This window comes from Spirillospora sp. NBC_01491 (genome assembly GCF_036227065.1).
GTDB lineage: Bacteria > Actinomycetota > Actinomycetes > Streptosporangiales > Streptosporangiaceae > Spirillospora > Spirillospora xylanilytica.
Genome location: NZ_CP109432.1, coordinates 8,237,537 through 8,260,921 on the forward strand (window position 1 = coordinate 8,237,537; position 23,385 = coordinate 8,260,921).

Consider the following 23,385-nt stretch of genomic DNA (forward strand, 5'->3'; position numbering starts at 1 on the left):
TACCGTCCGTAAATAGGCGGAAGACCCACATCCGGTGGTGCTACGGTTCGGGAGCCGGCCGCGGGACTCCGGTGCGACTTCCGCAACCCGCTTCGATCGCGTCTGTTCGCCGTTCGCGCCCCCATTCCCCGGCCGGCCCCCGACCACCGTCGCCGATCGCGGGATGCCATGAGCGAGACCATCGCGGGCCTGATCGCCTGCGAGGACGCACTGATGTTCGTCAACGCGGCGATCACCTCCACCGGCCAGCGCGAGTTCCACCACGATGCGAGGGAGCAGCAGCTCTCGCTGAGCTTCCTGCACGCGTACATGCGGGAGAACTACCGCGACCTGTACGCGGGAGCGCTCGCGCTGAACGTCAACGACACCAACGCGATGCTGATCGTCTTCAACCTGCTGGTGCACGCCGGCGACGTGGACGTGGAGTCCCGCCGCCGAGAGGGCCGCCTCATCGCGCGCCGGCTGGAGCTGCTGCCCCAGCACCGCGTGTACCACCTGTTCGGCGCGCTGCGCCGCGCCGGGGTCAACAACCGCCGCACCCGCGCGATCATCCGCGACTGGCTGGCCGGCCGCCGCGACCCGGCGTTCGACGCGGTGAAGTACCGCGCCGGGGTGAAGTCGGCCGCCCGGCACGCGCACCTGCCGCTGGACGGCGAGCTCGCACGGTTCCTGTTCGCCCCGCAGTCGGTCAAGCGGTTCAGCACCCCGCTCTTCGAGACGTGGCGCCGCGCCCACTACGAGCAGGCCGCCCTGTACGAGCTGCCGTTCACCGTCGCCGAGGGCTTCGCCGCCAAGTACGGCATCCCCCGCGAGCGCTTCCTGGAGCGCATCGAGCCCCGCATGACGCGGCTCGAGCGGTTCCGCCTCCAGGAGAACGCCCAGGTGGGCGAGACCAGCGCGATCCGCCGGAACACCGACCTGGCCGCGATGGGCCCGACCCGGCTCGCCTCCTACGTCCTGTCGCTCACGCTGGACGACCGCTCGAAGCGCCGCGCCGAGCTGACCGGGGCGCTCCGGTCCGCCGCGCGCCGCGTCGCCGGCCACCGCGCCGGGACGTGGGGCCGGGTCACCGCCGTGCTCGACGACAGCCACTCCACCTCCGGCTCCGCGCAGAAGCGGCACCGTCCCCTCGCCGTCGCGATGGCCGGCCACTACCTGCTGGAGGCGCTCGCCGCGCCCGGCGCGTACAGGCCGCTGTGGCTGTCGGGCCGCACCGACGCGCTGCTGCTGTTCCCGCACGGCCCGACCCCGCTCGGTATGCGCCTCCTCGACGCGCTCGACACCGCGCCCGAGCGTCTGATCGTCGTCTCCGACGGCTGGGACAACGCGCCGCCCGGCCTCGCCGCCGACGTGCTGCGGATCTGGCGCTCCCGGCTCGACCCGGAGGGCCGCGTGGCGATCACCCACCTCAACCCGGTGTACGACGCGAGCGGCTACGACGTGCGCCGCCTCGCGCCGTCGGTGCCCACCGCGGGCGTCCGCGACGCCGAGGACCTGCCCGCGCTGGTCGAGCTGGCCCGCTTCGCCGAGGGCCGCGTCGGGCTGGACGACCTGCGCGGCTACTTCGACGAGCAGGCGGCCCGCTTCCTGGGGGAGCCGGCATGATCCCGTTCACCCTGGAGGGGCTGGACACCGGTCCCGCGCAGACCTGGGGCTCGGTCCGGCTCGTGCCGCTCGTCCGCGACGAGCCCGTCCCGCACCTGCGCCTGCACCGCCGCGCCTACGCGGAGGGCTCCCCGGTCGTCGACGTGGGCGACGGCACGTCCTACACCTCCTTCATCCCGCACGCGTTCGTCGCGACCTACGTCGACGGCGAGGACCCGGCCGCCTCCTACGGCACCCGGCTGCTCGACAAGGACCTCCGCAGGCCGCCGTCCCGCGTGCCGGTGCAGAAGACCCGCCGCATGGCCCGCCGCGTGGCCAAGGACCGGCTGCGGTTCCTGCCGCAGCACCTGGCCGTCGAGGGCTACCTCGCGCTCCACTTCGGAGGTCCCGAGATCGCCTGGGAGGAGTGGTCGCGCTCCGCGCTCTCGCACGGCCTCTCGCCGCGCGCCGAGAGGGCCTACACCGGCGCCCGGGTGCAGGGCCTGGAGGACGCCCTGCGCGTCTTCGAGATTCTGCCGGGCCAGTGCGGTGTGCTGGTCTACGTCCTCGACGCCCTGGCCGGCGCGTTCGCCGTCCCGCACCCCGACGACTACCGGGCCCTGCACGCCACGCTGATCGAGGACCTGTACGGCGAGCAGATCTACCAGTACGGGCTGCTCGGCCTGCACGTGCAGGACATGGCCGCCAGGATCGACGACACGTCGGTGCGCTCACTGGCGGACCTGCGCGCCCAGGCGGCCCTGCGGCAGCGGGAATGGGCGGAGTTCCACGACGACGTCATGGCGGCGCGGCTGTTCGACAGGGAAGGCTCGTACAAGCACGTCCAGTACATCGACGATTTCGTCCTCTCGCGGTTCCTGCCGTCGTTCGCGCTGCGCCGCGAGAACCACATCGGAGAGGTCATTACCGGCGAGGGCGGCGGCGTCGCCTACCTGAAGACGTTCCGCCTGTCGGACAGCCAGGTCAAGCGCGGCTACCTGCTCAGCCGGCTCGCCGCGCACGGCTGGAACATCGCCGACACCGCCGCCGCCCTCGGCACCGACGCGACCGGCCTCGGCCTGCGCCTGGAGCGCGCCGGCTTCGGCTACCTCCTGCGCAAGGACGTCCTGAACCGCTACCGCGCGGATGCGCGCAGGGGCCGCACCGTCCAGCGGCCCAAGCGGGTCACCCCGACGCGGCCGCACGCAGGCCGGTGAACAGGTCGTCCTCGTGGTCGGGGACGGCCACTCGGCTGAAGACGCGGGTGAACGCCTCGGTGCCGAACACCAGCCGCTGGACCTCCTCGGGCAGGCGCAGCAGGAAGATGTTGTCGCCCTGGCTCGCGTGCGCCTCCAGCGCCTTGCGCTTGCTGTCGAAGTGGGCGGACACGTCGACGACGCCGTGGACGAGTTCGTCGGGGGTGCCGAAGTCGTCGTCCGGCTCGAAGCCGAGGTCGAGGCCGGCCGAGGCCGCGTAGTCGAGCATCTGCTTGATGCCGCTGCGCGGCATCGCGGTGTAGTAGAGCTTGTCGGGGATGCCGGTGCTCTCGGCCGCGGCGACCGCGATCCGGTGCGCCTGGATGTGGTCGGGGTGCCCGTATCCGCCGTTCTCGTCATAGGTGACGACGACCTGCGGCCGGTACCGCTCCATCAGCTCGGCCAGCCGCCCGGCGGACTCCCCGGCCGCGATGTTGGAGAAGGCCGCGGGGTCGTCGTTGGTCGCCCACCCCACCATGCCCGAGTCGCGGTAGCCGAGCACCTCCACGTGGTCGATGCCGAGCAGCCGCGCGGACTCTTCCAACTCGGCGAGGCGGCGCCGGGCCACCTCGGGGGCGTCGTGCCCCGCGTCGCCGGGCTTGAGCCCGCCGGAATCGTCGCCGGCGTCGCCGTTGGTGCAGGTGACCAGCACGGTGCGGATGCCCTCCGCGGCGCAGCGCGCGAGCAGGCCGCCGGTGCCGAGGACCTCGTCGTCGGGATGGGCGTGGACCGCCATAAGGGTGAGTTCGGGCTCCATTCCACCCAGCCTACGGTCCCGGGCGGCACGGCCGGGCCAGAGCGGCGGGCCGCCGCCCGGGGCCGGCTGTGGCCGCCACGCTGACCGGCCGCGATGAAGATCGTGCCCGGAGCGGCCGCACCGCGCGGCGGTGATGACGTACGGTCCCGGTATGGGGTCGCCGGTGATTCTCCTCGACATTGACGGCGTGCTCAATCCGCTGGAACGGCCGCATCGCGGCTTCCGCCGGCATCGATGCTCGCCCCGCGGTGTCTCCTACCGCCTCTGGCTGAACGCCGGGCACGGCCGGATGCTGCTCGACCTGGCCGAGTCCACCGGCGCCGAGCTCACCTGGGCCAGCTACTGGTGCGAGGAGGCCAACCAGTGGATCGCGCCGCTGGTCGGGCTGCCCGAGCTGCCGTTCGTGCCGATCCCGGGGTTCCCGGGCCCCGCGGCCGGCGGCACCCTCGGCGCCTGGAAGGCGCGGCACGTGGTGGCCTGGGCCGCAGGGCGGCCCTTCGCCTGGTTCGAGGACGAGCCCGACGCCGCCGGCTCCGTCGCCGCCGAACCGGACTCCGGCGAGCACCTCCTGGTCTGGGTGGACCCCGCGACCGGCCTCGACGAGGGCCACATCGAACGCGCCGCCGAGTGGCTCGCCCGCCTCTCCGGCTGATCCCTCCCTGCCTCCGGTCCGCCGTCGCTGGGGAGGCTGCGCACCCATCTGGTGGGCGTGGCCGACTGACAGTCCCCGCGTGCGCGGGAGGCGCGGCGGGTGGAGGGGCCCGACGGGCCCTGGCCGATGGGAGGGGATCGGCCGGGACCCGCCGGGAGGGCGCGGGTGCTCAGCAGGAGTCGAGCAACCCGGAAAGCGCCTGCTTCTCAGCCGAGTCGACGGTCAGGTCGTACTGGTACTTCACGTCGATCCACGACCGGGCGTACATGCAGTGGAACGACGCCAGGGGCGGTGTCCACAGGGCGGGGTCCTTGTCGCTCTTCGACTGGTTGACGTTGTCGGTGACGGCCCAGAGCTGCGAGCTGTCCAGGTCGTTGGCGAACGCCTGCCGCTGCGCGGTGGTCCATCCGCTCGCGCCGGACCGCCACGCCTCCGCCAGCGGGACCATGTGGTCGATGTCGAGGTCGGACGCCTGGGTCCAGGTGCCGCCGTCGTAGGGGCTGGTCCAGGTGCCCGAGGTGGGGGCGCAGTCGTCGCCGGCCTGGACGCCGCTGCCGTCCCGCTTGAGGACGGTTTCGCGGGTGTTGCAGGTGCCGGAGATGGTGATCCAGTGCGGGAACTTCTCCCGCGTGTAGCCCGTCATGGAGCCCTCGGCCGCGACGGTGAGCCCGGCGAGGTGCTGGGCGGCCACGGACGCGCTGGGCGGGGCGGGCGGATCGGCGAGGGCGGGGGGCGCGAGCAGCGCGGTGGAGGAGAGGGCGGCGGCGGTGAGAGCGGTGGCGATGATCCCCGTGCGCTTCACGGGAACTCCTTTTCGCTCGGGAGCACGAGCCGCCAGTCTGAAATAGTTGGATAAAGGCGATATGTCTATTTGGTAAGCGCAGATCACGATCGGGTGACGTTCACGCGCCCGCCCGGCGAGCCGGGGGCCACTTACGCCGGGCGCCGCCCACCGGCAGGATGGGGACCGCCGCAGTGGCCCTGACGAAGGAGTGTCCGATGAGTTCTCTCGCCGGCCGTGTCGCGCTGGTCACCGGAGGCGGACGGGGGATCGGCCGGGCCATCGCCCTCGGCCTCGCCGCCGACGGGGCCGAGGTCGCCATCGCCTACCGGCGCGACGAGGCGGCGGCGGCCGAGACCGTCGCCGGCATCGAGGCCGCCGGGTCCAAGGGGCACGCGTTCCGCGCGTCCGTCGACTCCCTCGACGACTGCCGGAGCCTGGCCGCCCGCGTGGAGGAGGACCTCGGCGCCCTCGGCATCCTGGTGCACAGCGCCGGGATCGCCAGCCGCGGTCACTCCGTCGCCGACACCGACCCCGCCGAGCCGGCGAGGGTGCTCGGCGTGCACGCCCTCGGCCCCCACCAGCTCACCCAGGCGCTGCTGCCCCTGCTGCGCCGCGCGGGCCGCAGCGACATCGTCTTCGTCTCCAGCGTGATCACCGACGTCTTCCCGCCGTTCAGCGGCCCGTACGCGATGGGCAAGGCGGCGATGGAGGCGCTCGCGCGGACCCTCGCCAAGGAGGAACGGGCGAACGGGGCGCACGTCAACATCGTCGCGCCCGGCCTCGTCGACACCGAGATGGGCCGCCGCCTGGCTCGCGCCACCACCGGCGTCGACGACATCCGGCAGCACGACGCCACCTCACCGTACGGGCACGTGTGCTCGCCCGAGGAGGTCGCCGACGTCGTGCGGTTCCTGGTCTCCGGCGCCGCCTCCTACGTCACCGGCCAGCGCGTTGTCGTCGACGGCGGGACGTTCTGACCGGACGCTCCCGGACCCGCCTCAGTTGCGCGTCCAGTCGGGCTGGACGAAGTCGGCGACCCGCGCCTCGCGGCCGAGCAGCACCACCTCGCGGAACTGCCACAGCATCGCGCCCGTAGGCGGGTGCACGAGCCACTCCGGGCCGAGCCGCATCTGGAGCAGCCGCCCCCCGTCCAGCTGCGGGACCCACCGCGGCGTGCCGTCGGCGGCCAGCAGCTCCAGCGTCACGTGGTGCACTGAGTGCACCTCGTCCGGGCTGGGCCGCAGCGGCCCCGGATCGTCGAGGACCACCACCACCGGCGTGATCGCGAAGCCGGACGCGGCCGGGAAGTCGTCGAGCCGGCCGAGCACGTCGGCCGTCCCCGCGGCCAGCCCGACCTCCTCGTCCAGCTCGCGCAGCGCGGCCTCCTCCGGGGCCTCGCCCTCCTCGGCCCGGCCGCCCGGCAGGCCCCACTGGCCCGCGTTCCGCCCCCGTAGGCGCGCTTGATGACGACCACCGAGGGGACGCCGCCGTGGTCGAGCACGCACACGGCCACACCGGCCCGGCGCAGCCCGGCCGCGTCGGCGACGGAGGTGTGCCGGAACGCGCCCAGCCGCCGGGCGGCCGAGTCCCGGAACGCGGCGAGATCGGTCAGGGGGGCCGGGACGAGGGGGGCGGTCATGCGCCGATCCTCTCAGGCACCCCCCGGACGCGGCCCGGCGTCCCGCGCGTAGCGGGCGGGGGAGGTGCCGACGGACGCGGTGAAGTCGCGGGTGAAATGGGCCTGGTCGGCGTAGCCCAGCTCGGCCGCGAGCGCCGCCCAGTCCACGCCGCCGCCCGCGGCGGCCCGCTCCGCGGCCTCCTGCATCCGGAACCGCCGGATCACCCACTTCGGGCCGATGCCCACGTACTCGTGGAAGAGCCGCTGTACGCTGCGCGTGCTCATGCCGAGGCCGTCCGCCAGCTCGCCCACCTGGACCGGCCCCGGCCGCGCCGCGATCCGGTCCACCGCCCGCGCGGCCCGTTCCCCCTGCGGGCCGGCCTCGGCGCCCAGCCCGGACAGGAACGCCTCCAACAGCCCGAGCGCCGCGCCGCCGTCCGGCGTCGCGAAGATCTTCTCGCCGAGCGCGCGGCCCGCCCCGCCGAACACCTCCGGCACCGGGACGAACCGGCCGGTGACCGACGAGACCGGCCCGTCCAGGAAGGGGCGGAACCCGCCGGGACGGAACGCCGCTCCGACCACCCGGCCCTCCCCGGCGATCTCCTCCACGAAGTCGTCCCGCACCACGCCCACGATCCGCGCGCGGGTCGCGCCGGTGGTCAGGTAGCTCGTGAAGGTCAGGTGCACCGACGGCCGGGTCAGCACCCGCTGGCGGTGCGCGGGCCGGCCGCGCAGGTCCCACCGCAGCAGCCAGAAGAACTCCACGAGCGCCGCCAGCCCCGCAGGCGGTGCGATCCGGCGGACCTGGAAGCGCTCCTCGGCGGCCCGCGCGTGCAGGATCCCCCGCGCGCCGTTCGGCGGGATACCGGTCATGCCCCCAGGGTAATGATCAGGACTGGCGCGTTTGTTCAAGACGGCGGCGGGGACCGGTGCCTACCGTGGGGCCGTCGTTCGAACTGATGATCGAGGGGGATGTCATGGAACTGCGGAGCCTGATGGTGCCCGCGGCCGACGGGGTGGCCCGGATCGTGCGGGGCGTCCCGGACGGCCGGCTCGGCTCGCCCACGCCCTGCCCGGACTGGGACGTGCGGGCACTGCTCAACCATCTGATCCTCTGGACCGGACGGGCCGGGACCGCCGCCCGCAAGCAGCCGCCGCCCGCGCCTGGGGAGGACCACGACTTCACCGCCGAGCCCGGCTGGGCCGAGAGGTTCGCCGTCCAGGCGCGCGAGACCGCCGAGGCGTGGACCGACCCCGCCGCCTGGGAGGGCGACACCAGCCTGAGCGGAGGCGGCGGCATGTCCGCCGCCTACATCGGCGGGATCGTCTTCGGCGAGTTCGTCCTGCACGGCTGGGACCTCGCCGTCGCGACCGGCCAGCACCCGGACCTGCCCGCCGACCTCGTGGAAGCCGCCCACCGGCAGCTCGTGCCGACGGCCGCGATGGCCCGCGAGTACGCCGTGTTCGGCCCCGAGGTGCCCGTCCCCGAGGAGTCCCCGCAGCTCGACCGGCTGCTCGGGCTGTCCGGCCGCGACCCAGATTGGAAGCCCTGACCTGCCGGACGCTCTAGGCTGGGAGCATGTCTTCCACGCCGTCATCCTCTCTTCCCATCCGGGTGCGCTTCGCACCGTCCCCGACCGGCATGTTCCACGTCGGAGGGGCCCGCTCGGCCCTGTTCAACTGGGCGATGGCCGAGCAGGCGGGGGGCACGCTGGTCCTGCGGATCGAGGACACCGACGCCTCCCGCAACAGCCCGGAGTGGACCGAGGGCATCATCCGGGCGCTGGCCTGGCTCGGCATGGACGGCGGCGCCTACGAGGGCCCATACTTCCAGTCGGCCAACGCCGACAAGCACCAGGGCGCGGCCCGCACGCTTCTTGAGCAGGGGCGCGCGTACTACTGCGACTGCACCCGCGACGCCGTCATGGCCCGCACCGGCGACCAGCACAAGGGCTACGACGGCTTCTGCCGCGACCGCGGCCTGGAGCCGGGGCCGGGCCGCGCCCTGCGCTTCCGCACCCCCGACGAGGGCCAGACCACCGTCGTCGACCTGCTGCGCGGCAAGCCGGTCTTCGAGAACGCCGTGCTGGAGGACTTCGTCATCGCCCGCGCCGACGGATCGGTGACGTTCCTGCTCGCCAACGCGGTCGACGACATCAGCCAGGGCATCACCCACGTGGTCCGCGGCGAGGAGCACCTGTCCAACGCGCCCAAGCAGCAGCTGCTGTGGGAGGCGCTCGGCGCCGAGCCGCCGGTGTGGGCACACGTCCCGGTCATCGTCAACGAGAAGCGGCAGAAGCTGTCCAAGCGGCGCGACAAGGTCGCCTTGGAGGACTACCGGGCCGAAGGCTACCTCCCCGAGGCCATGCGCAACTACCTGATGCTGCTCGGCTGGGCCCCCGCCGACGACCGCGAGATCCTCCCGTGGGACGTCATCGTCGGGGAGTTCCGGATCGACGACGTCAACACCTCGCCCGCGTTCTTCGACGTCAAGAAGCTCCGCGCGATCAACGGCGACTACATCCGGGCGCTGCCCGCCGACCGGTTCGCCGCCGAGTGCCTGCCCTTCCTGGAGGACGCCCCGTTCGAGGCCGACCCGGAGGTGTTCGCCCTGCTCGCCCCGCTGGCGCAGACCCGCGTCGCGGTGCTGTCGGAGATCGTGCCGATGGTCGACTTCGCCTTCCTCGACGAGCCGCCCTACGACGAGCAGTCCTGGCGGAAGGCGATGAAGGAGCCCGCCGCCGAGATCCTCGCCGCCGCCGAGGACGCCTATCGCGACGCGCCGTGGCGCGCCGACGAGCTCAAGGACCGGCTCGAGGCCGTCGGTACCGCGCGCGGCCTCAAGCTCGGCAAGACCCAGGCCCCGGTCCGCGTCGCCGTCACCGGCCGCACGGTGGGCCTGCCGCTGTTCGAGTCCCTGGAGATCCTCGGCCGCGAGCGCACCCTGGCCCGCCTCGCCGCCGCCCGCGCGAAGCTCGCCGCGTCCTGACGCGACCGCCCCGGACCCGGGGCGGGGGTGGCCATCACGACCGCCTCGCCCCCGGGCCGGGTCACGGACGCCGCGGGGCGGCGTCCCGGGCCGTCAGAGCCCCGGGTCCTCTGAAGGGCCGAGCACCGAGCGCAGGTCGCCGAGCCGCTGCTCCAGCTCGTCGTACTCGGGCCGGAGCGCGGGCGGGATCCGCTTGGCCACCGTGTCGGCCTGCTCCTGCACCGCCGCCAGCCGGGTGAGGACCTCGGGGGCCTCGCCCGGCCGGACACCGCTCGCCCCGCCCCTCCCGCCGGACGGGCCGTCGCCGTCCCGCGACTGCAACAGCGCCGCCTGCTCGCGGAGCAGGGCCGCCTGCTCGCGCAGCAGCGTCGTCTGGTCGCGCAGCTGCTTGTTCTTGTTGTGCAGCTCCACGAACACCGACACCTTGGCGCGCAGCACCCACGGGTCGAACGGCTTGGAGATGAAGTCGACCGCGCCCGCCGCGTAGCCGCGGAAGGCGTAGTCGGGATCGCTGTTGACGGCCGTGAGGAAGATGATCGGCAGATCGCGGGTCTTCTTGCGGCGCTTGATGTCGCGGGCGGTCTCGAAGCCGTCCATCCCGGGCATGACGACGTCCAGCAGGATGACCGCGTACTCGTCGGTGAGCAGCGCCTTCAGCGCCTCCTCGCCCGAGCGGGCCCGGACCAGGTCCTGATCGAGCGAGCTGAGGATGGCCTCCAGCGCGATGAGGTTCTCATCGCGGTCGTCCACCAGCAGGATCTTCGCCTTGTCGTCCACGCGCGCTATCTCTCCGATCCCAATACGGCCCGCAGGCCATCGCCGGGCAGCGGGCCCACGGGTGACCTTACTGTCCGCGCTCCTCCCGTCTCAGCGGACGATGGAGGGTTGCAGCCAGTTCCGCATGACGTCAAGAAGATGGTCCACGTCGATGGGCTTGGGGACGTAGTCCGACGCGCCGGACTCCAGGCTCTTCTCCCGGTCGCCCTTCATCACCTTCGCCGTGATCACGATGATCGGCAGCTCGGCGAACTGCGGCATCTCGCGGATCGCCGCGGTGGTCGCGTAGCCGTCCAGCCCCGGCATCATCACGTCCATCAGCACCAGCGCCACGTCGGGGTTGCGGTGCAGCACGTCGATACCGGCCCGGCCGTCCTCGGCGTACAGCACCTCCATCCCGTACCCCTCCAGCACGCTGGTCAGCGCGAACACGTTGCGGACGTCGTCGTCGACGATGAGCACCTTGCGGCCCGACAGCATCGTGTCGAGGAAGTCGGCGGGCGGCTCTTCGATCAGCCCGTTCAGCTCCGGCTCGGCCTTGCCCGGACGGTCGGCGGGCTTGGCCTGCCGGTCGGCCGGCAGCGCCGCCTCCATCGACGGCCGCGCCGTGCTCGGGGCGATGCCACGCATCCCGGCCGGCATGAGGCCGGGCGCGTCCGCGGCGCCGACGGCCTCGTCCATCGGCAGCGTCGAGCGCCGCCGTCCGTCCGGCTCGGTGTACTGGGCGGGCAGGAACAGCGTGAACACGCTGCCCCGGCCGGGCTCGCTCTCGGCGTGGATCTCGCCGCCCAGCAGCCGCGCGATGTTGCGGCTGATGGACAGGCCGAGGCCGGTCCCGCCGTAGCGGCGGCTGGTGGTGCCGTCGGCCTGCTGGAACGCCTCGAAGATGACCTGGAGCTTGTCGGCGCTCACCCCGATACCGGTGTCGATCACCCGGAAGGCGATCACGTCCGGGGTGTTCCACAGCACCGGCAGGGTGAAGTCGATCTCACCGGCCCGCTCGATCCGGAGCCGCACCTCGCCCTCGCCGGTGAACTTCACCGCGTTCGACAGCAGGTTGCGCAGCACCTGCTGAAGCCGCTGCTCGTCGGTGTTGAGCGTGGCCGGCACGTCCGGCGCCACCTCCACGCTGAAGCTCAGCCCCTTGTCGACCGACAGCGGGCGGAACGTCGCCTCGACGTAGTCGACCAGCGCCGCGACCGACAGCCGCTGCGGGTGCAGCTCCATCTTCCCGGCCTCGACCTTGGCCAGGTCCAGGATGTCGTTGATCAGCTCCAGCAGGTCGGTGCCCGAGTCGTGGATGGTCTGCGCGAACTCGACCTGCTTGTCGGTCAGGTTCCCGCCGGGGTTCTCCGACAGCAGCTTGGCCAGCACCAGCAGGCTGTTGAGCGGGGTGCGCAGCTCGTGCGACATGTTCGCCAGGAACTCCGACTTGTACCGCGAGGAGATCGCGAGCTGCTCGGCCCGCTCCTCCAGCGTGCGCCGCGCCTGCTCGATCTGGAAGTTCTGGATCTCGATGGCCCGGTTCTGCTGGGCCAGCAGCGCCGCCTTCTCCTCCAACTCGGTGTTGGAGTGCCGCAGCTCGCCCTGCTGGCGCTGGAGCTCGTCGGACCGTTCCTGGAGCTCCTGGGCCAGCCGCTGAGACTCGGCCAGCAGCGCCTCAGTGCGGGTGTTGGCGCGGATCGCGTTGAGCGTGACCCCGATGGTCTCGATCAGCTGGCTGAAGAACGCCAGATGGACGTCGGTGAACCGGCTGAACGAGGCCAGCTCGATCGCGCCGAGCACGCTGTCCTCGAACACGATCGGCAGCACGATGATGTTGACCGGGGCCGCCTCGCCGAGCCCCGAACCGATCTTGACGTAGTCGGCGGGCGCGTCGGCGATCAGGATCGTCCGGCGCTCCTGCGCGGCCTGCCCGACCAGCCCCTCGCCCAGCGCGAACCGCGCCGCGCCGGTGCGGCTCTTGCGGCTGCCGTACCCGGAGATCAGGACCAGCTCGGTCTCCTCGCCGGTGTTCTCGGCGAGGTAGAACGCGCCGTACTGGGCGCTGGCCGTCGGGGTCAGCTCCCGCATGATCAGCTCGGCCACCTGGAGGAGGTCGCGGTGGCCCTGCATGAGCCCGCCGATCCGGGCCAGGTTGGTCTTGAGCCAGTCCTGCTCGTCGTTGGCGCGGGTGGTCTCGCGCAGCGTGGCGACCATCAGGTTGACGTTGTCCTTGAGCTCGGCGACCTCGCCGCGCGCCTCGACCGAGATGAACCGGGTCAGGTCGCCGGTGGCGACCGCGCTCGCCACCTCGCCGATCGCCCGCACCTGGGTGGTCAGGTTGCCGGCCAGCTCGTTCACGCTCTCGGTCAGCCGCTTCCAGGTGCCCGACACGCCCTCGACCTCGGCCTGCCCGCCGAGCCGGCCCTCGCTGCCGACCTCCCGGGCGACGCGGGTGACCTCGGAGGCGAACGACGACAGCGTGTCGACCATCGTGTTCAGCGTGGTCTTCAGCTCCAGGATCTCGCCCTGTGCGTTGACGTCGATGCGCCGGGTCAGGTCGCCGTGCGCCACCGCCGTCGCGACCTGGGCGATGTTGCGGACCTGGTAGGTCAGGTTGGACGCCATCCCGTTGACGTTGTCGGTGAGGTCCTTCCACATCCCGCCCGCGCCCGGGACGCGGGCCTGGCCGCCGAGGCGTCCCTCGGTGCCGACCTCGCGGGCGACCCGGCTGACTTCATCGGCGAAGGCCGACAGGGTGTCGACCATCGTGTTGATGGTGTCCTTGAGCTGGAGGATCTCGCCCTGCGCGTCGACGGCGATCTTCTTGGTCAGGTCGCCCTGCGCGACGGCGGTCGTGACCTGCGCGATCCCGCGGACCTGGACGGTGAGGTTGTTGGCCATGCCGTTGACGTTGTCGGTGAGGTCCTTCCAGACCCCGCTCACCCCGTGCAGCTTCGTCTGGCCGCCGAGGCGTCCCTCGGTGCCGACCTCGCGGGCGACGCGGGTCACCTCGCCCGCGAAGGCCGACAGGGTGTCGACCATCTGGTTCACGGTGTCCTTGAGCTGGAGGATCTCGCCCTGCGCGTTGACCGTGATCTTCTTGGTCAGGTCGCCCTGCGCCACCGCGGTGGTGACCTGGGCGATGTTGCGGACCTGGTAGGTCAGGTTGGACGCCATCCCGTTGACGTTGTCGGTCAGGTCCTTCCACACCCCGGCGCCGCCCGGGACGCGGGCCTGCCCGCCGAGGCGTCCCTCGGTGCCGACCTCGCGGGCGACCCGGCTGACCTCGTCGGCGAAGGCCGACAGGGTGTCGACCATCTGGTTCACGGTGTCCTTGAGCTGGAGGATCTCGCCCTGCGCGTCCACCGTGATCTTCTTGCCGAGGTCGCCCTCCGCGACGGCGGTGGTGACCTGGGCGATGTTGCGGACCTGGTAGGTCAGGTTGTTGGCCATCGCGTTGACGTTGTCGGTGAGGTCCTTCCAGACCCCGCTGACGCCCCGCACGTTGGCCTGGCCGCCCAGCTGCCCCTCGGTGCCGACCTCGCGGGCGACCCGGGTGACCTCGTCGGCGAACGCCGAGAGCTGGTCGACCATCGTGTTCACGGTGAGCTTGAGCTCCTGGAGCTCACCGGTCGCCTCCACCGTCACCTTGCGGGTCAGGTCGCCCTTGGCGACCGACGTGGTGACCTCGGCGATGTCGCGGACCTGTGCGGTCAGCCGGCTGGCCATCACGTTCACCGCGGCCGTCACGTCCCGCCACCGGCCGGTCATGCCGCGCTGGGTGGCCTGCCCGCCGAGCCGGCCCTCGGTGCCGACCTCCCGGGCGAACTGGGTGACCTCCCAGGTGAACCCGTCGAGCAGCTCCACCATCCCGTTGACCGACTTGGCCATCCGCAGCAGCTCGCCGCGCATCGGTCGGCCGCGGACCCGCAGCTCGACCCGCTGGCTCAGGTCGCCGGCCGCGACCGCCTCCACCACCTGTGCCATCCCGGTGGCCAGCTCGGTCAGCTTGTCGATGATCGCGTTGGCGTCCTCCGCGGCCGCCGCCCAGGTGCCCTGGAGCACCCCCGGCGTCAGCCTGCCCCGGAGCTGGCCCTCCCGGCCGATCTCGCGGCGGACCCGGCTCAGCCCGGAGGTCAGCTGCTCGCCGTTCTCCCGGATCTCCTCCAGGAGCGCGGCGGCCTCCGCCACGGCGCCCTCGCCGGGAACCTTCAGCTCCGCGCGGGCCTTGCCGTCCCGCACCGCCACGAGCGCCTTGAGCAGTGGTTCGAGGTCGGCGTCGCTGTAGCGCGGAGCGGTGTCGCGGGACCCGCCGCCGATGCGGCGGGACCGAGACGCGGTACGGGGCATTCTGTTCATCCTCCTGGCCCGCGATGAGTGGGTACCCGGAATCCACGGACACCTTGGTAGGGCTGCATCAGTACTCTACGTTGCCCTGGAGCCCCGGCCCCGACCGTGCACGGGACGTAACGGGCAAGGGGCAGGGTCCTGTGCTTGTAGCCTTCGTGTTACGGTCTGTCGTGTTGTGGTGGCGGACCCGCCGATATCCGGCCCCGGACGGTGCCTTCCCCCGGGGAGGCGGCCCGAGGCCATCGGCGGGAGGGCCCGGCAGCCCGCCCGGACCGGTCCGGCCACGGTGACATGCGCCTCCATGTGGCGGCGCGGTCCGGTTTCTCCTGGCCGAGCGGTCGACCGGTCTGCCACGATAGCCGGGCCCTGGTAAACGACGCTTTCGAATGAGGGACGACAGTTGGATCGGCAGACGGTGTCGGCCACCTTCCCGTCCACCGCCGCCGCGGTGGCGGACGCGCGCCGCTTCGTCCGGCGGGTGCTCGCGGACTGGAACGCCGACGATGCCGCCGACGACGCCATCCTGGCCACCAGCGAGCTGGCCACCAACGCCGTCGCCTACGCAGGCACCTCCTTCGAAGTCACCTGCCACCTGGGCGACGGCGAGATCCAGATCGAGGTCCGGGACCGGCACCCCACCCGCACCATCGAGATGCCCGGCGTGACCGCCTCCAGCGGGCGCGGCCTGCCCTCCATTGCGCGCCTCGCCGCGTCCTGGGGCGTCTCCTACGACAACCGCACCAAGGGCGTGTGGTTCCGGCTGCCCCGCCCCGCCGCAGCCAACGGCACCGCAGCCCAGGCCTCCGGCACGGCCGGGACGCCTGAGCGCCCCGTCGGCGGCGCCCCGGCCGGGGCGCCCGCGGGTGCCGACGGGACCACCCGCACCGCCGAACGGGTCCTCGGCCCGCGCGCGGCGGCCGAGCCCCGCACCGCCTCCCGTACGGCCGCCGAGGGGCGGCTCGGCGGCGGCGACGCCCGGACGGGCGGCGAGGCCCCCGCCGAGGTGCCGGCGGCGGGCGACAAGCTGCTGCGCTCCCCGGTGGCCCGCGAGTCCATGGAGGACGCCGTCACCGCCGTCCGCGAGGTCCTCGGCGCCGACGGCGCGGCCGTCCTGCTGACCGAGCGCGACGGCCGGCTGATCATGGGCGCCTCGGCCGGGCTGCCCGAGGAGGTCCCGCTCGGCGAGCTGTCGGTGGTCAGCCTCGGCCCGCACGCCCGGGCCGGCTCGCCGTGGGTCTCCACCGACACCTCCGACCCGCTCGCCGCCGCCCTGCGCGCCAGGTCGCTGGCCGCCGCCCCGCTGGAGTCCCAGGGCCGCCTCACCGGACTGGTCGTCGCGGTGGCCGCCGCCCCAGGCCGCTTCGACGAGGCCGACGGCGCCCGGCTCGGCCGGCTGGCCGACGAGATGTCGCTCTCCCTGGAGAAGGCCAGGGTGGGTGAGCTGGAACGGTCCTGGCGGGGCTGGCTCAGCTTCGTCGCCGAGGCCAGCGACCTGCTCGCCGGCACCCTCGACCAGGAGCGCACGATGGCCCTGGTCGCGCAGCTCGTCGTCCCCCGGCTGGCGTCCTGGTGCGCCGTCTACACCGTCACCGACGCCGACGCCGTCCGGCTCGCCTACGTGTGGCACGCCGACGAGACCCTCGCCGACGGGCTCCGCGACCTGCTCGACCACGCCGAGGCCACCCCGCCCACCGACGCCCCCGGCCCCTGGAACGGCCCCACCACCGCGCCCGTGCAGTACCGGGCCGCGGCCGGTCCCACCGCCAACGACCAGGCGTACGCGTTCCCGCTCATCGCCCGGGGTCGCCGGATCGGCGCGATCGTCATCGGCCGCCCCGCCGGCGACCGGTTCCCGCGCAGCGCGGTCGAACTCGCCGAGGAGCTGAGCCGCCGCGCCGCCCTCGCCGTCGACAACGCCCGGTTGTTCTCCGCCCAGACCGCGATGAGCAGCGCCTTGCAGCGCAGCCTGCTGCCGCCCGCCATTCCCGACATCCCGGGACTCGAGGTCGCGGTGGTCTACGAGCCCGCCGGCGAGGGCAGCGAGGTCGGCGGCGACTTCTACGACGTCTTCGAGAGCGTCGCCGGCCGGGCCGCCCCGGCCCCCGTGCCCCGCTGGCGCTTCGCCATCGGCGACGTGTGCGGCACCGGCCCGGAGGCCGCGGCCGTCACCGGCCTCGCCCGGCACGCCCTGCGCATCCTGGCCGCCGAGGACATGTCCGTCCCCGGCGTCCTCACCCGGCTCAACCGGCTGATCCTCGGCGAGGGCGAGCGGGGCCGGCTGCTCACCCTGCTGCACGGCGAGATCACGCCCCGGGCCCGCCGCGACGGGGTCACGATCAGGCTGACCAGCGCGGGCCATCCGCCGCCGCTGCTGCTCGACCCCGACGGCGGGGTGCGCGAGGCCGCCACCCCGCAGCCGCTGCTCGGCGTGTTCGACGGCGTCGACTTCCACACCGACACCGTCCAGCTCCGCCGGGGCGAGGTGCTGCTGTGCGTGACCGACGGCGTCACCGAGCGCCGCTCCGGCACCCGCCTCCTCGGCGACGGGCACGGCCTCGAACGGCTGCTGGCCGGCTGCACCGGGCTCAGCGCGGGAGCGGTGGCCGCGCGGATCCAGCGCGCGGTCCGCGACTTCGGCCCCGAACCCTCGAACGACGACGTTGCTCTCATAGTTCTCCGGGCATCATGATGGAGACCGACAATCGGTAAGGTGGGGTGGCGTGGGGCTTGCCTTGCACACGACACGACAGGACGGCCGCGCGACGATCGCCGCGCGCGGCTCGATCGACCTGCACTCCTCCGACGAGCTGCGGTCGCGGTTGACCGAGCTCGTCGACGCGGGCGAGCGGTCCGTGGTCGTCGACCTCACGGCGGTCGACTTCTGCGACTCCTCCGGTCTCAACGTCCTGGTCCGGGCCTACAAGCACGCCCGGGCGCAGAACGCCTCACTGACGGTCACCGGCGCCTACGGCCGGGTCGAGAACGTCCTGCGGACCACCGGGCTCGACCGTTTCCTCATCGGCGGTCCCACCGAAGGAGTGAGCTGATGGGCGGCGACCCGACGGCGTGCGGCGAGCGGGCGGAGTGACCGGCCCGATGACCGAGACCACGCTGCGCGCGGCCCCGCAGACCGAGGCGGTCGAGTACGCCCGCAGGCTCGCCGCCCGCACCATGCGCACCTGGGCGCTGATGGAGCGCGAGGAGCTCGTCACCGCCATCGTGGCCGAGCTCGTCGCCAACGCCGTCCGGCACGCGGGCACCGCGCTCGAGCTGCGCCTGCTGCGCGCTCAGGGCCGGGTCCGGGTGGAGGTCCGCGACCGCGCCGCCCAGCTGCCCCGGCTCACCGTCCCCGGCCCGCTCGACGAGTCGCACCGAGGGCTGTTCATCGTCGACCGGTTCGCCACCTCCTGGGGCGCCGACCCGGTCACCGGCGGCAAGGTCGTCTGGGCCGAGGTCACCATCTGATCCCACGCTCCCGGGACGCTGGTCTCCCGGGACGACGCCCCGGCGCACCCGCGCCCGGCGGTGCCGTCTCCGGGTGAACGTGCGGGCCCGTGTCGCTCTCCCCGGCGCGGGGGCGAGCGGCACGGGCCCGTTCGTCACTGGTCCCGGAGCGTCACCGGTCGTCGAGCGGCACCGGCTCCCGCGTCACTGGGTCTTGCGGTACAGCTCGGCCACCATGAAGGCCAGGTCGAGCGACTGCCCGCGGTTGAGCCGCGGGTCGCACGCCGTCTCGTAGCGCTGGTGCAGGTCGTCCTCGACGATCGGGGAGCCGCCGCCGACGCACTCGGTGACGTCGTCGCCGGTGAACTCGATGTGGATGCCGCCCGGGTGCGTGCCGAGCGCCCGGTGTACCTCGAAGAACCCGGCCACCTCGTCGAGCACGTCGTCCAGCCGGCGCGTCTTGTGCCCGCTCGGGGCCTCGAAGGTGTTGCCGTGCATCGGGTCGCAGATCCAGGCCACCGGGGCGCCGCTGCGGTGCACCTTCTCGATCAGCGGCGGCAGCACGTCGCGGATCCTCCCGGCGCCCATCCGGGTGATGAAGGTCAGCCGGCCGGGCTCGCGCTCGGGGTTGAGCCGGTCGATCAGCGCCAGCGCGTCGTCGGCGGTGGTCGTCGGCCCGAGCTTCACCCCGATCGGGTTGCGGATGTGCCGCAGGAACTCCACGTGCGCGCCGTCGAGCTGCCGGGTGCGCTCGCCGAGCCACAGGAAGTGCGCCGACACGTCGTATGGTTTGCCGCTGAGGCTGTCGATGCGGGTCAGGGCCCGCTCGTAGTCCAGCAGCAGCGCCTCGTGGCTGGAGTAGAACTCCACCCCGTGGAACTCGTCGGGATTGGCCCCGCACGCCTTCATGAAGGTCAGCGCCCGGTCGATCTCCCCGGCCACCTGCTCGTAGCGGCGGCCCGCCGGGCTCTGCGCCACGAAGTCGCGGTTCCAGGCGTGCACCTGCCGCAGGTCGGCGTAGCCGCCCTTGGTGAACGCCCGGCACAGGTTCAGCGTGACCGCCGAGCAGTGGTAGGCCTTGAGTAGCCGGTTCGGATCGTTCCGGCGGGACGCCTCGGTGAAGTCGAGGCCGTTGACCGCGTCGCCGCGGTAGGCGGGCAGCTCCAGGCCGCCGTGCGACTCCAGCGGCTTGGACCGGGGCTTGGCGAACTGCCCCGCCATCCGCCCGATCTTCACCACCGGCACGCTGGCGGCGTAGGTGAGCACGACCGCCATCTGGAGGAGGGTCTTGAGCTTGTTCCGGACGGCGTCGGCCGTGGAACCGGCGAACGTCTCCGCGCAGTCGCCGCCCTGGAGGACGAACGCCTCACCCAGGGCGACCTCGGCGAGCCGGTCCTTGAGCTGGTCGCATTCGCCCGCGAAGACCAGCGGGGGCTGCGCGGCGAGCTCCGCGACGACCGCGCGCAGCTCGGCGGGGTCGTCCCAGTCGGGTTGCTGAAGGGCGGGGAGGGCGCGCCAGGCGTCGAGCTCCCCAGTGACGTTCGATGTACTCACAGTCCACAAGGCTATGACACGCTCCGCCGTGTGGCACTATCCGCGTGACATGGGGGGAACCGGTCCGGTCCGGTCCGGACCGGTTCCACTCGTTCAGGCCGCCCTGCTCCCGGCGGCGGCGCGCTCCCGCTCTCGTTCCTCGGCGGCCGGTGCCGGTGCGCCCGCGAGCGCCCGGCGCCCGGCGAGGTCGGTCTCCCCAGCGAGCTGCCGGAGCCGCCGCAGCGATCGGTCGGTGATCTGCCGCACCCGATTGTGGCTCAGGTTGTAGCGGACCCCGATCTGCGCGTACGAGAGCGGCTGGCCGTTGTCCATGCCGAACCGGGCCCGGACGATCGCCGCCTCACGTTCGGGGAGCCGGTCCAGCAGCCTGGACAGGCCCTCCAGATCGTCCAGGGCGACCACCTCTGCCTCGGGTGTCACCGCGTCCGGGTCCTGGAGCAGGTCGCCCATCGGCGTCTCCCCGGCGTCGTCGACGGTCGCGTCCAGGCTCGCCGGGTCGCGCCGCCAGCGCAGCAGCTCGTCGACGTGCTCGGGCTCGGCGCCGACCGACCCGGCCAGTTCCTCGCGGCTGGGCTCGCGGCCGAGCTCGCGGCTGAGCTGCCGTTCGGCGCGGCGCAGCCGGGACAGCTCCTCTTCCACGTGCACCGGCAGCCGGATCGTGCGGGCGGTGTGGCTCAGCCCCCGGCCGATGGCCTGCCGGATCCACCAGGTCGCGTATGTGGAGAACTTGAAGCCGCGGCGGTAGTCGAACTTCTCCACCGCGCGCATCAGGCCCAGATTGCCTTCTTGAATGAGGTCGATGAGGGGCAGCGAGTCGGTCGGGTACTTGCGGGCGATCGAGACCACGAGGCGCAGGTTGGCCTCGACGAAGCGCTGCTTGGCGCGCAGCCCCGCCGAGACCAGGTCCTCCAGCTCCTCGCGGCTCGCGCCCTTGGGCACGGTCCCCTCGTCGAGCAGCTGTTCGGCGTACAGGCCCCCCTCGATCGCCTTCGCCAGATCGACCTCTTCGTGCGCGTCGAGCAGAGGCGTACGGCCGATCCGGTCGAGGTACGCCCCGACCAGGTCCTTGTCGGGGGCGTCGACCCTGTCGCCCTTGATACGGGTTGCAGCCATCCTGACCCTTCTCCGGTGCGATCTCCCTAAGAGGACAACGTCTAATTACCGCTCTGTGATTCCCGATTCGGGAATACTGCGACGCTGACAGCGGCTCTACCCGTTCTGATACCCCGACCGAGGAGAAAATGACATGGCGACGGTCACACTGACCGCGGAGAACTTCGACCAGGTCGCGCAGGGCACGGGCATCGTCCTGGTGGACTTCTGGGCCTCCTGGTGCGGCCCGTGCCGCCGATTCGCCCCGATCTTCGAGAAGTCGGCGGCCAAGCACGACGACATCGTCTTCGCCAAGGTCGACACCGAGGCCCAGCCGGCGCTGTCGGAGCGGTTCGGGATCGCCTCGATCCCCACGCTGATGGCGATCCGCGACGGCGTCATCGTCTTCGCCGAGCCGGGGGCGCTGCCCGACACCATGCTGGAGAACGTGATCGAGCAGGTGCGGGGCCTCGACATGGAGGACGTCCGCAGCCGCCTGGAGTCCTGACCGGCCCGCCCGGCCGCGGGCACGGGTGCCGGCGTGTGTACATCGGATGGCCGTCCGGGGGCTTCGGCAGCGTTCCGCCCCGCCATGGTCGATGATGGAACGATGCTCGCCGACGTCGTCCACTACCTGGTGTGCCCGGTGTGCGGTGCCGGCCTCGCGTTGGAGGAACGCGGGCTCCGCTGCGCCGAGGGGCACACCTTCGACATCGCCAAGCAGGGGTACGCGAACCTCATGCCAGGCAACGCCCGTCCCGGCACGGCCGACACCCCCGAGATGGTGCGCGCCCGCGACCGGTTCCTCGGGGCCGGGCATTTCGCAGCGCCCACCGACCTGCTGGCCGACCGCGTGTCCGCCCGGCTGGACGGCAAGGCGTGCGTCCTGGACGCGGGTGCCGGCACGGGTCACTACCTGAGCGCGGTCCTCGACCGCGCGCCGTCCGCGGTCGGCCTGGCACTCGACATCTCCAAGCACGCGGCGCGCAGAGCGGCGCGTGCCCATCCCCGGGCCGGGGCAGTGGTCGCGGACCTGTGGCGTCCACTCCCGGTCCGCGACGGCGCGGCCGACGCGATCGTGAACGTCTTCGCCCCGCGCAACGCGGCCGAGTTCCATCGGGTGCTCGATCCGCAGGGAGCCCTCTACACGGTCACGCCGTCGCCGCGTCACCTCGGCTCGCTCGTGGAGCCACTCGGCATCCTGTCGGTGGACGAGCAGAAGACCGCGCGCACCGACGCGGCGGTCGCCGGCTACTTCACGCTCGACGCGCGCGAGGAGCTGGAGAGCGAAGCGCTCCTCACACACGAGGAGACCGCGACGCTGGTCGGCATGGGCCCCAGCGCGCACCACGTCCCGGACGAACTGCTCCGGGAACGGCTGGCGTCACTACCGGACCCGCTTCCGGTGCCGCTGTCCTTCGTCCTATCGGTTTTCCGCAGGCTCGAGTAGCACGGGTGGCTGCGCGGGAGCGGGGGAGTCCAGCGACAGTTCGAGCATCACCTGGAGAACCTCGCCGGGCGACACGAGGTCCTCGGCGCCTGAGAGGCCGAACGGCGGACGGCGGAACACCACCGAGACAGACCGGGCCGTACCGCCGAACAGGACGCGCTGTAGCGCCTGTCCCACGCGGAGCCAGTCGGAACGGGAGTCCCCAGCGGTCGTGAGCACCGCGCGCTGCGCGCCCTCTCCCGGCAGAAGGCGCAAGGACGCCCCTTCGAGCCGTGCCGCCTCACCGAGTTCGTTCAGGAAGGGAAGGCCGGGTCCTGCCATCCGAGGGCTCTGCCCTGCCCGGCCTGTCGCCACCGAGGTCGAGAACGCCCGTGCCGCCGCCGAATACGGCCGCAGCGTCACCGCGTAGTCGCCGCGTACGGGAGCCTCTTGGATCGCGTCACGCGGTGAGGTTCCGCCAGCCTGACGGTCGCGAGCAGCGTCCGGCGGCCGGGGTCGGGAAGATGCCGGACGACCGCCTCATGCCCGAGCTGCGCGGCGGCGAGCCGGAGCGCGGGACGGTCCGATGGCCCCAGCCCCGGCGCCCGGGAAGGGGCGCCTCTCGGCGAGGCCGACCGAACCGTACCGCGCGGTGACCTGGCCCATATAGCGCGTGAACTGGGCCGACCTGGTGTCAGGCGCGGCGTGAACGTCGCCGGGCGCCGGCGGACACGGACAGGGAATTCGGAGCGCGCGAGCCCCGATTTGACGCTTTCGGAGAGCGCATTTAATGTTCTCAATGCCCCGAGGGATGCGGGACGCCGAGAGGCGGACGGCCCCGGGGAGACCAGCTCGGTAAATCGGTTCGAGCCTCGCTCGGACTGATGTACGATGAGAAGGTCAGCCCGGAACGGGATGCAGGACGCCGCAAGGTGGCCGGCCCGGTGGGCGCCCCCGGTACATCGAGTCGCAGGCTTGGGTCTGTGTGGTTGGTGTGTGGGGATCGGGTGATTCTTGACCGTCGAAAAAGATCTTCGGATCTGGACTTGACAGCCGGGAAGATCCTGGTAAGTTAGAAGGGTTGCCCCGGAGTGAGGCCCGCGAGAGTGGGTGG

20 protein-coding genes are annotated in these 23,385 nt (G+C 72.7%); 11 read left to right on the forward strand and 9 right to left on the reverse strand.

Annotation, left to right across the window (positions count from 1 at the left end):
• The first annotated feature begins 168 nt into the window (after positions 1 to 168).
• Positions 169 to 1,605, forward strand: coding sequence for a hypothetical protein (locus tag OHA34_RS38280; RefSeq protein WP_329520319.1), 1,437 nt, complete (start codon positions 169 to 171; stop codon positions 1,603 to 1,605).
• On the forward strand, positions 1,602 to 2,801 hold the full coding sequence (locus OHA34_RS38285) for an ARPP-2 domain-containing protein (protein ID WP_329520320.1): 1,200 nt from the start codon (positions 1,602 to 1,604) through the stop codon (positions 2,799 to 2,801). Before OHA34_RS38280 ends, OHA34_RS38285 begins: the two co-directional genes overlap by 4 nt.
• Here the strand turns inward: OHA34_RS38285 and OHA34_RS38290 are convergent.
• Positions 2,770 to 3,597 (reverse strand): PIG-L family deacetylase, encoded by an 828-nt coding sequence (locus OHA34_RS38290; RefSeq protein ID WP_285936318.1) that lies wholly within the window; start codon positions 3,595 to 3,597, stop codon positions 2,770 to 2,772. The two genes, OHA34_RS38285 and OHA34_RS38290, sit on opposite strands and share 32 nt — an antisense overlap.
• Positions 3,598 to 3,748: 151 nt before the next feature.
• On the opposite strand from OHA34_RS38290, the gene OHA34_RS38295 reads away from it, so the two are divergent.
• The gene (locus OHA34_RS38295) at positions 3,749 to 4,249 is read left to right on the forward strand and encodes an HAD domain-containing protein (protein ID WP_329520321.1); all 501 of its coding nucleotides are present in this window, start codon (positions 3,749 to 3,751) and stop codon (positions 4,247 to 4,249) included.
• 169 nt (positions 4,250 to 4,418) lie between these two features.
• On the opposite strand, the gene OHA34_RS38300 is transcribed toward OHA34_RS38295, so the two are convergent.
• A complete protein-coding gene (locus tag OHA34_RS38300) occupies positions 4,419 to 5,051 on the reverse strand; it encodes an HNH endonuclease family protein (RefSeq protein WP_329520322.1) in 633 nt (210 codons plus the stop codon).
• A 197-nt stretch (positions 5,052 to 5,248) separates the two neighbouring features.
• Here OHA34_RS38300 and OHA34_RS38305 point away from each other — a divergent pair, with 197 nt between their 5' ends.
• Positions 5,249 to 6,010, forward strand: a complete 762-nt coding sequence (locus tag OHA34_RS38305) for an SDR family NAD(P)-dependent oxidoreductase (RefSeq protein WP_329520323.1) — start codon at positions 5,249 to 5,251, stop codon at positions 6,008 to 6,010.
• 21 nt (positions 6,011 to 6,031) lie between these two features.
• On the opposite strand, the gene OHA34_RS38310 is transcribed toward OHA34_RS38305, so the two are convergent.
• Positions 6,032 to 6,538 (reverse strand): NUDIX hydrolase, encoded by a 507-nt coding sequence (locus tag OHA34_RS38310; RefSeq protein ID WP_329520324.1) that lies wholly within the window; start codon positions 6,536 to 6,538, stop codon positions 6,032 to 6,034.
• Between the two features lie 146 nt (positions 6,539 to 6,684).
• Complete coding sequence (locus tag OHA34_RS38315; protein WP_285936313.1) at positions 6,685 to 7,524, reverse strand: helix-turn-helix domain-containing protein; 840 nt, start codon at positions 7,522 to 7,524, stop codon at positions 6,685 to 6,687.
• A gap of 104 nt (positions 7,525 to 7,628) precedes the next feature.
• Between OHA34_RS38315 and OHA34_RS38320 the strand changes: the two genes are divergently transcribed.
• Positions 7,629 to 8,204, forward strand: a complete 576-nt coding sequence (locus OHA34_RS38320) for a TIGR03086 family metal-binding protein (protein WP_329520325.1) — start codon at positions 7,629 to 7,631, stop codon at positions 8,202 to 8,204.
• 26 nt (positions 8,205 to 8,230) lie between these two features.
• Complete coding sequence (gltX, locus tag OHA34_RS38325; RefSeq protein ID WP_285936311.1) at positions 8,231 to 9,640, forward strand: glutamate--tRNA ligase; 1,410 nt, start codon at positions 8,231 to 8,233, stop codon at positions 9,638 to 9,640.
• 93 nt (positions 9,641 to 9,733) lie between these two features.
• Here the strand turns inward: gltX and OHA34_RS38330 are convergent, their stop codons facing one another.
• Together OHA34_RS38330 and OHA34_RS38335 are read right to left on the reverse strand one after the other, a co-directional pair.
• Positions 9,734 to 10,417 (reverse strand): response regulator, encoded by a 684-nt coding sequence (locus tag OHA34_RS38330; RefSeq protein ID WP_285936310.1) that lies wholly within the window; start codon positions 10,415 to 10,417, stop codon positions 9,734 to 9,736.
• Between the two features lie 90 nt (positions 10,418 to 10,507).
• Positions 10,508 to 14,752 (reverse strand): HAMP domain-containing protein, encoded by a 4,245-nt coding sequence (locus OHA34_RS38335; RefSeq protein ID WP_285936309.1) that lies wholly within the window; start codon positions 14,750 to 14,752, stop codon positions 10,508 to 10,510.
• Between the two features lie 400 nt (positions 14,753 to 15,152).
• Between OHA34_RS38335 and OHA34_RS38340 the strand changes: the two genes are divergently transcribed.
• From OHA34_RS38340 to OHA34_RS38350, 3 genes are read left to right on the forward strand one after another with little or no spacing between them, the layout of a single operon-like run.
• Complete coding sequence (locus OHA34_RS38340; RefSeq protein ID WP_329520326.1) at positions 15,153 to 17,441, forward strand: SpoIIE family protein phosphatase; 2,289 nt, start codon at positions 15,153 to 15,155, stop codon at positions 17,439 to 17,441.
• A gap of 31 nt (positions 17,442 to 17,472) precedes the next feature.
• Positions 17,473 to 17,799, forward strand: a complete 327-nt coding sequence (locus tag OHA34_RS38345; protein ID WP_329520327.1) for an STAS domain-containing protein — start codon at positions 17,473 to 17,475, stop codon at positions 17,797 to 17,799.
• A gap of 49 nt (positions 17,800 to 17,848) precedes the next feature.
• Positions 17,849 to 18,217: an ATP-binding protein gene (locus tag OHA34_RS38350; RefSeq protein WP_285936306.1), complete on the forward strand. Its 369-nt coding sequence runs from the start codon at positions 17,849 to 17,851 to the stop codon at positions 18,215 to 18,217.
• A 183-nt stretch (positions 18,218 to 18,400) separates the two neighbouring features.
• Here OHA34_RS38350 and OHA34_RS38355 read toward each other — a convergent pair whose 3' ends face one another.
• Both OHA34_RS38355 and OHA34_RS38360 read right to left on the reverse strand, forming a co-directional pair.
• On the reverse strand, positions 18,401 to 19,750 hold the full coding sequence (locus tag OHA34_RS38355; RefSeq protein ID WP_285936305.1) for a class II 3-deoxy-7-phosphoheptulonate synthase: 1,350 nt from the start codon (positions 19,748 to 19,750) through the stop codon (positions 18,401 to 18,403).
• Between the two features lie 93 nt (positions 19,751 to 19,843).
• Positions 19,844 to 20,863 carry a sigma-70 family RNA polymerase sigma factor gene (locus tag OHA34_RS38360; RefSeq protein ID WP_285936304.1) on the reverse strand — a complete coding sequence of 340 codons (1,020 nt, stop codon included), beginning with the start codon at positions 20,861 to 20,863 and terminating at the stop codon, positions 19,844 to 19,846.
• A gap of 133 nt (positions 20,864 to 20,996) precedes the next feature.
• On the opposite strand from OHA34_RS38360, the gene trxA reads away from it, so the two are divergent.
• Positions 20,997 to 21,350, forward strand: coding sequence for a thioredoxin (gene trxA / locus OHA34_RS38365; RefSeq protein WP_285936303.1), 354 nt, complete (start codon positions 20,997 to 20,999; stop codon positions 21,348 to 21,350).
• A gap of 84 nt (positions 21,351 to 21,434) precedes the next feature.
• Positions 21,435 to 22,292: a putative RNA methyltransferase gene (locus tag OHA34_RS38370; protein WP_329520328.1), complete on the forward strand. Its 858-nt coding sequence runs from the start codon at positions 21,435 to 21,437 to the stop codon at positions 22,290 to 22,292.
• Here OHA34_RS38370 and OHA34_RS38375 read toward each other — a convergent pair.
• Entirely contained in the window at positions 22,266 to 22,613 is a 348-nt protein-coding gene (locus tag OHA34_RS38375; RefSeq protein ID WP_329520329.1) for a hypothetical protein, read from the reverse strand. The genes OHA34_RS38370 and OHA34_RS38375 overlap by 27 nt on opposite strands.
• Between the last annotated feature and the right edge of the window lie 772 nt (positions 22,614 to 23,385).

Bases quoted from the DNA above. Each gene is read 5' to 3' on its own strand.
- OHA34_RS38370 (WP_329520328.1), top strand. From the start codon at position 21,435: ATGGTCGATGATGGAACGATGCTCGCCGACGTCGTCCACTACCTGGTG.
- OHA34_RS38285 (WP_329520320.1), top strand. From the start codon at position 1,602: ATGATCCCGTTCACCCTGGAGGGGCTGGACACCGGTCCCGCGCAGACC.
- OHA34_RS38305 (WP_329520323.1), top strand. From the start codon at position 5,249: ATGAGTTCTCTCGCCGGCCGTGTCGCGCTGGTCACCGGAGGCGGACGG.
- trxA (WP_285936303.1), top strand. From the start codon at position 20,997: ATGGCGACGGTCACACTGACCGCGGAGAACTTCGACCAGGTCGCGCAG.
- OHA34_RS38335 (WP_285936309.1), bottom strand. From the start codon at position 14,752: ATGCCCCGTACCGCGTCTCGGTCCCGCCGCATCGGCGGCGGGTCCCGC.
- OHA34_RS38295 (WP_329520321.1), top strand. From the start codon at position 3,749: ATGGGGTCGCCGGTGATTCTCCTCGACATTGACGGCGTGCTCAATCCG.
- OHA34_RS38280 (WP_329520319.1), top strand. From the start codon at position 169: ATGAGCGAGACCATCGCGGGCCTGATCGCCTGCGAGGACGCACTGATG.
- gltX (WP_285936311.1), top strand. From the start codon at position 8,231: ATGTCTTCCACGCCGTCATCCTCTCTTCCCATCCGGGTGCGCTTCGCA.
- OHA34_RS38315 (WP_285936313.1), bottom strand. From the start codon at position 7,524: ATGACCGGTATCCCGCCGAACGGCGCGCGGGGGATCCTGCACGCGCGG.
- OHA34_RS38375 (WP_329520329.1), bottom strand. From the start codon at position 22,613: ATGGCAGGACCCGGCCTTCCCTTCCTGAACGAACTCGGTGAGGCGGCA.
- OHA34_RS38360 (WP_285936304.1), bottom strand. From the start codon at position 20,863: ATGGCTGCAACCCGTATCAAGGGCGACAGGGTCGACGCCCCCGACAAG.
- OHA34_RS38290 (WP_285936318.1), bottom strand. From the start codon at position 3,597: ATGGAGCCCGAACTCACCCTTATGGCGGTCCACGCCCATCCCGACGAC.
- OHA34_RS38350 (WP_285936306.1), top strand. From the start codon at position 17,849: ATGACCGAGACCACGCTGCGCGCGGCCCCGCAGACCGAGGCGGTCGAG.
- OHA34_RS38320 (WP_329520325.1), top strand. From the start codon at position 7,629: ATGGAACTGCGGAGCCTGATGGTGCCCGCGGCCGACGGGGTGGCCCGG.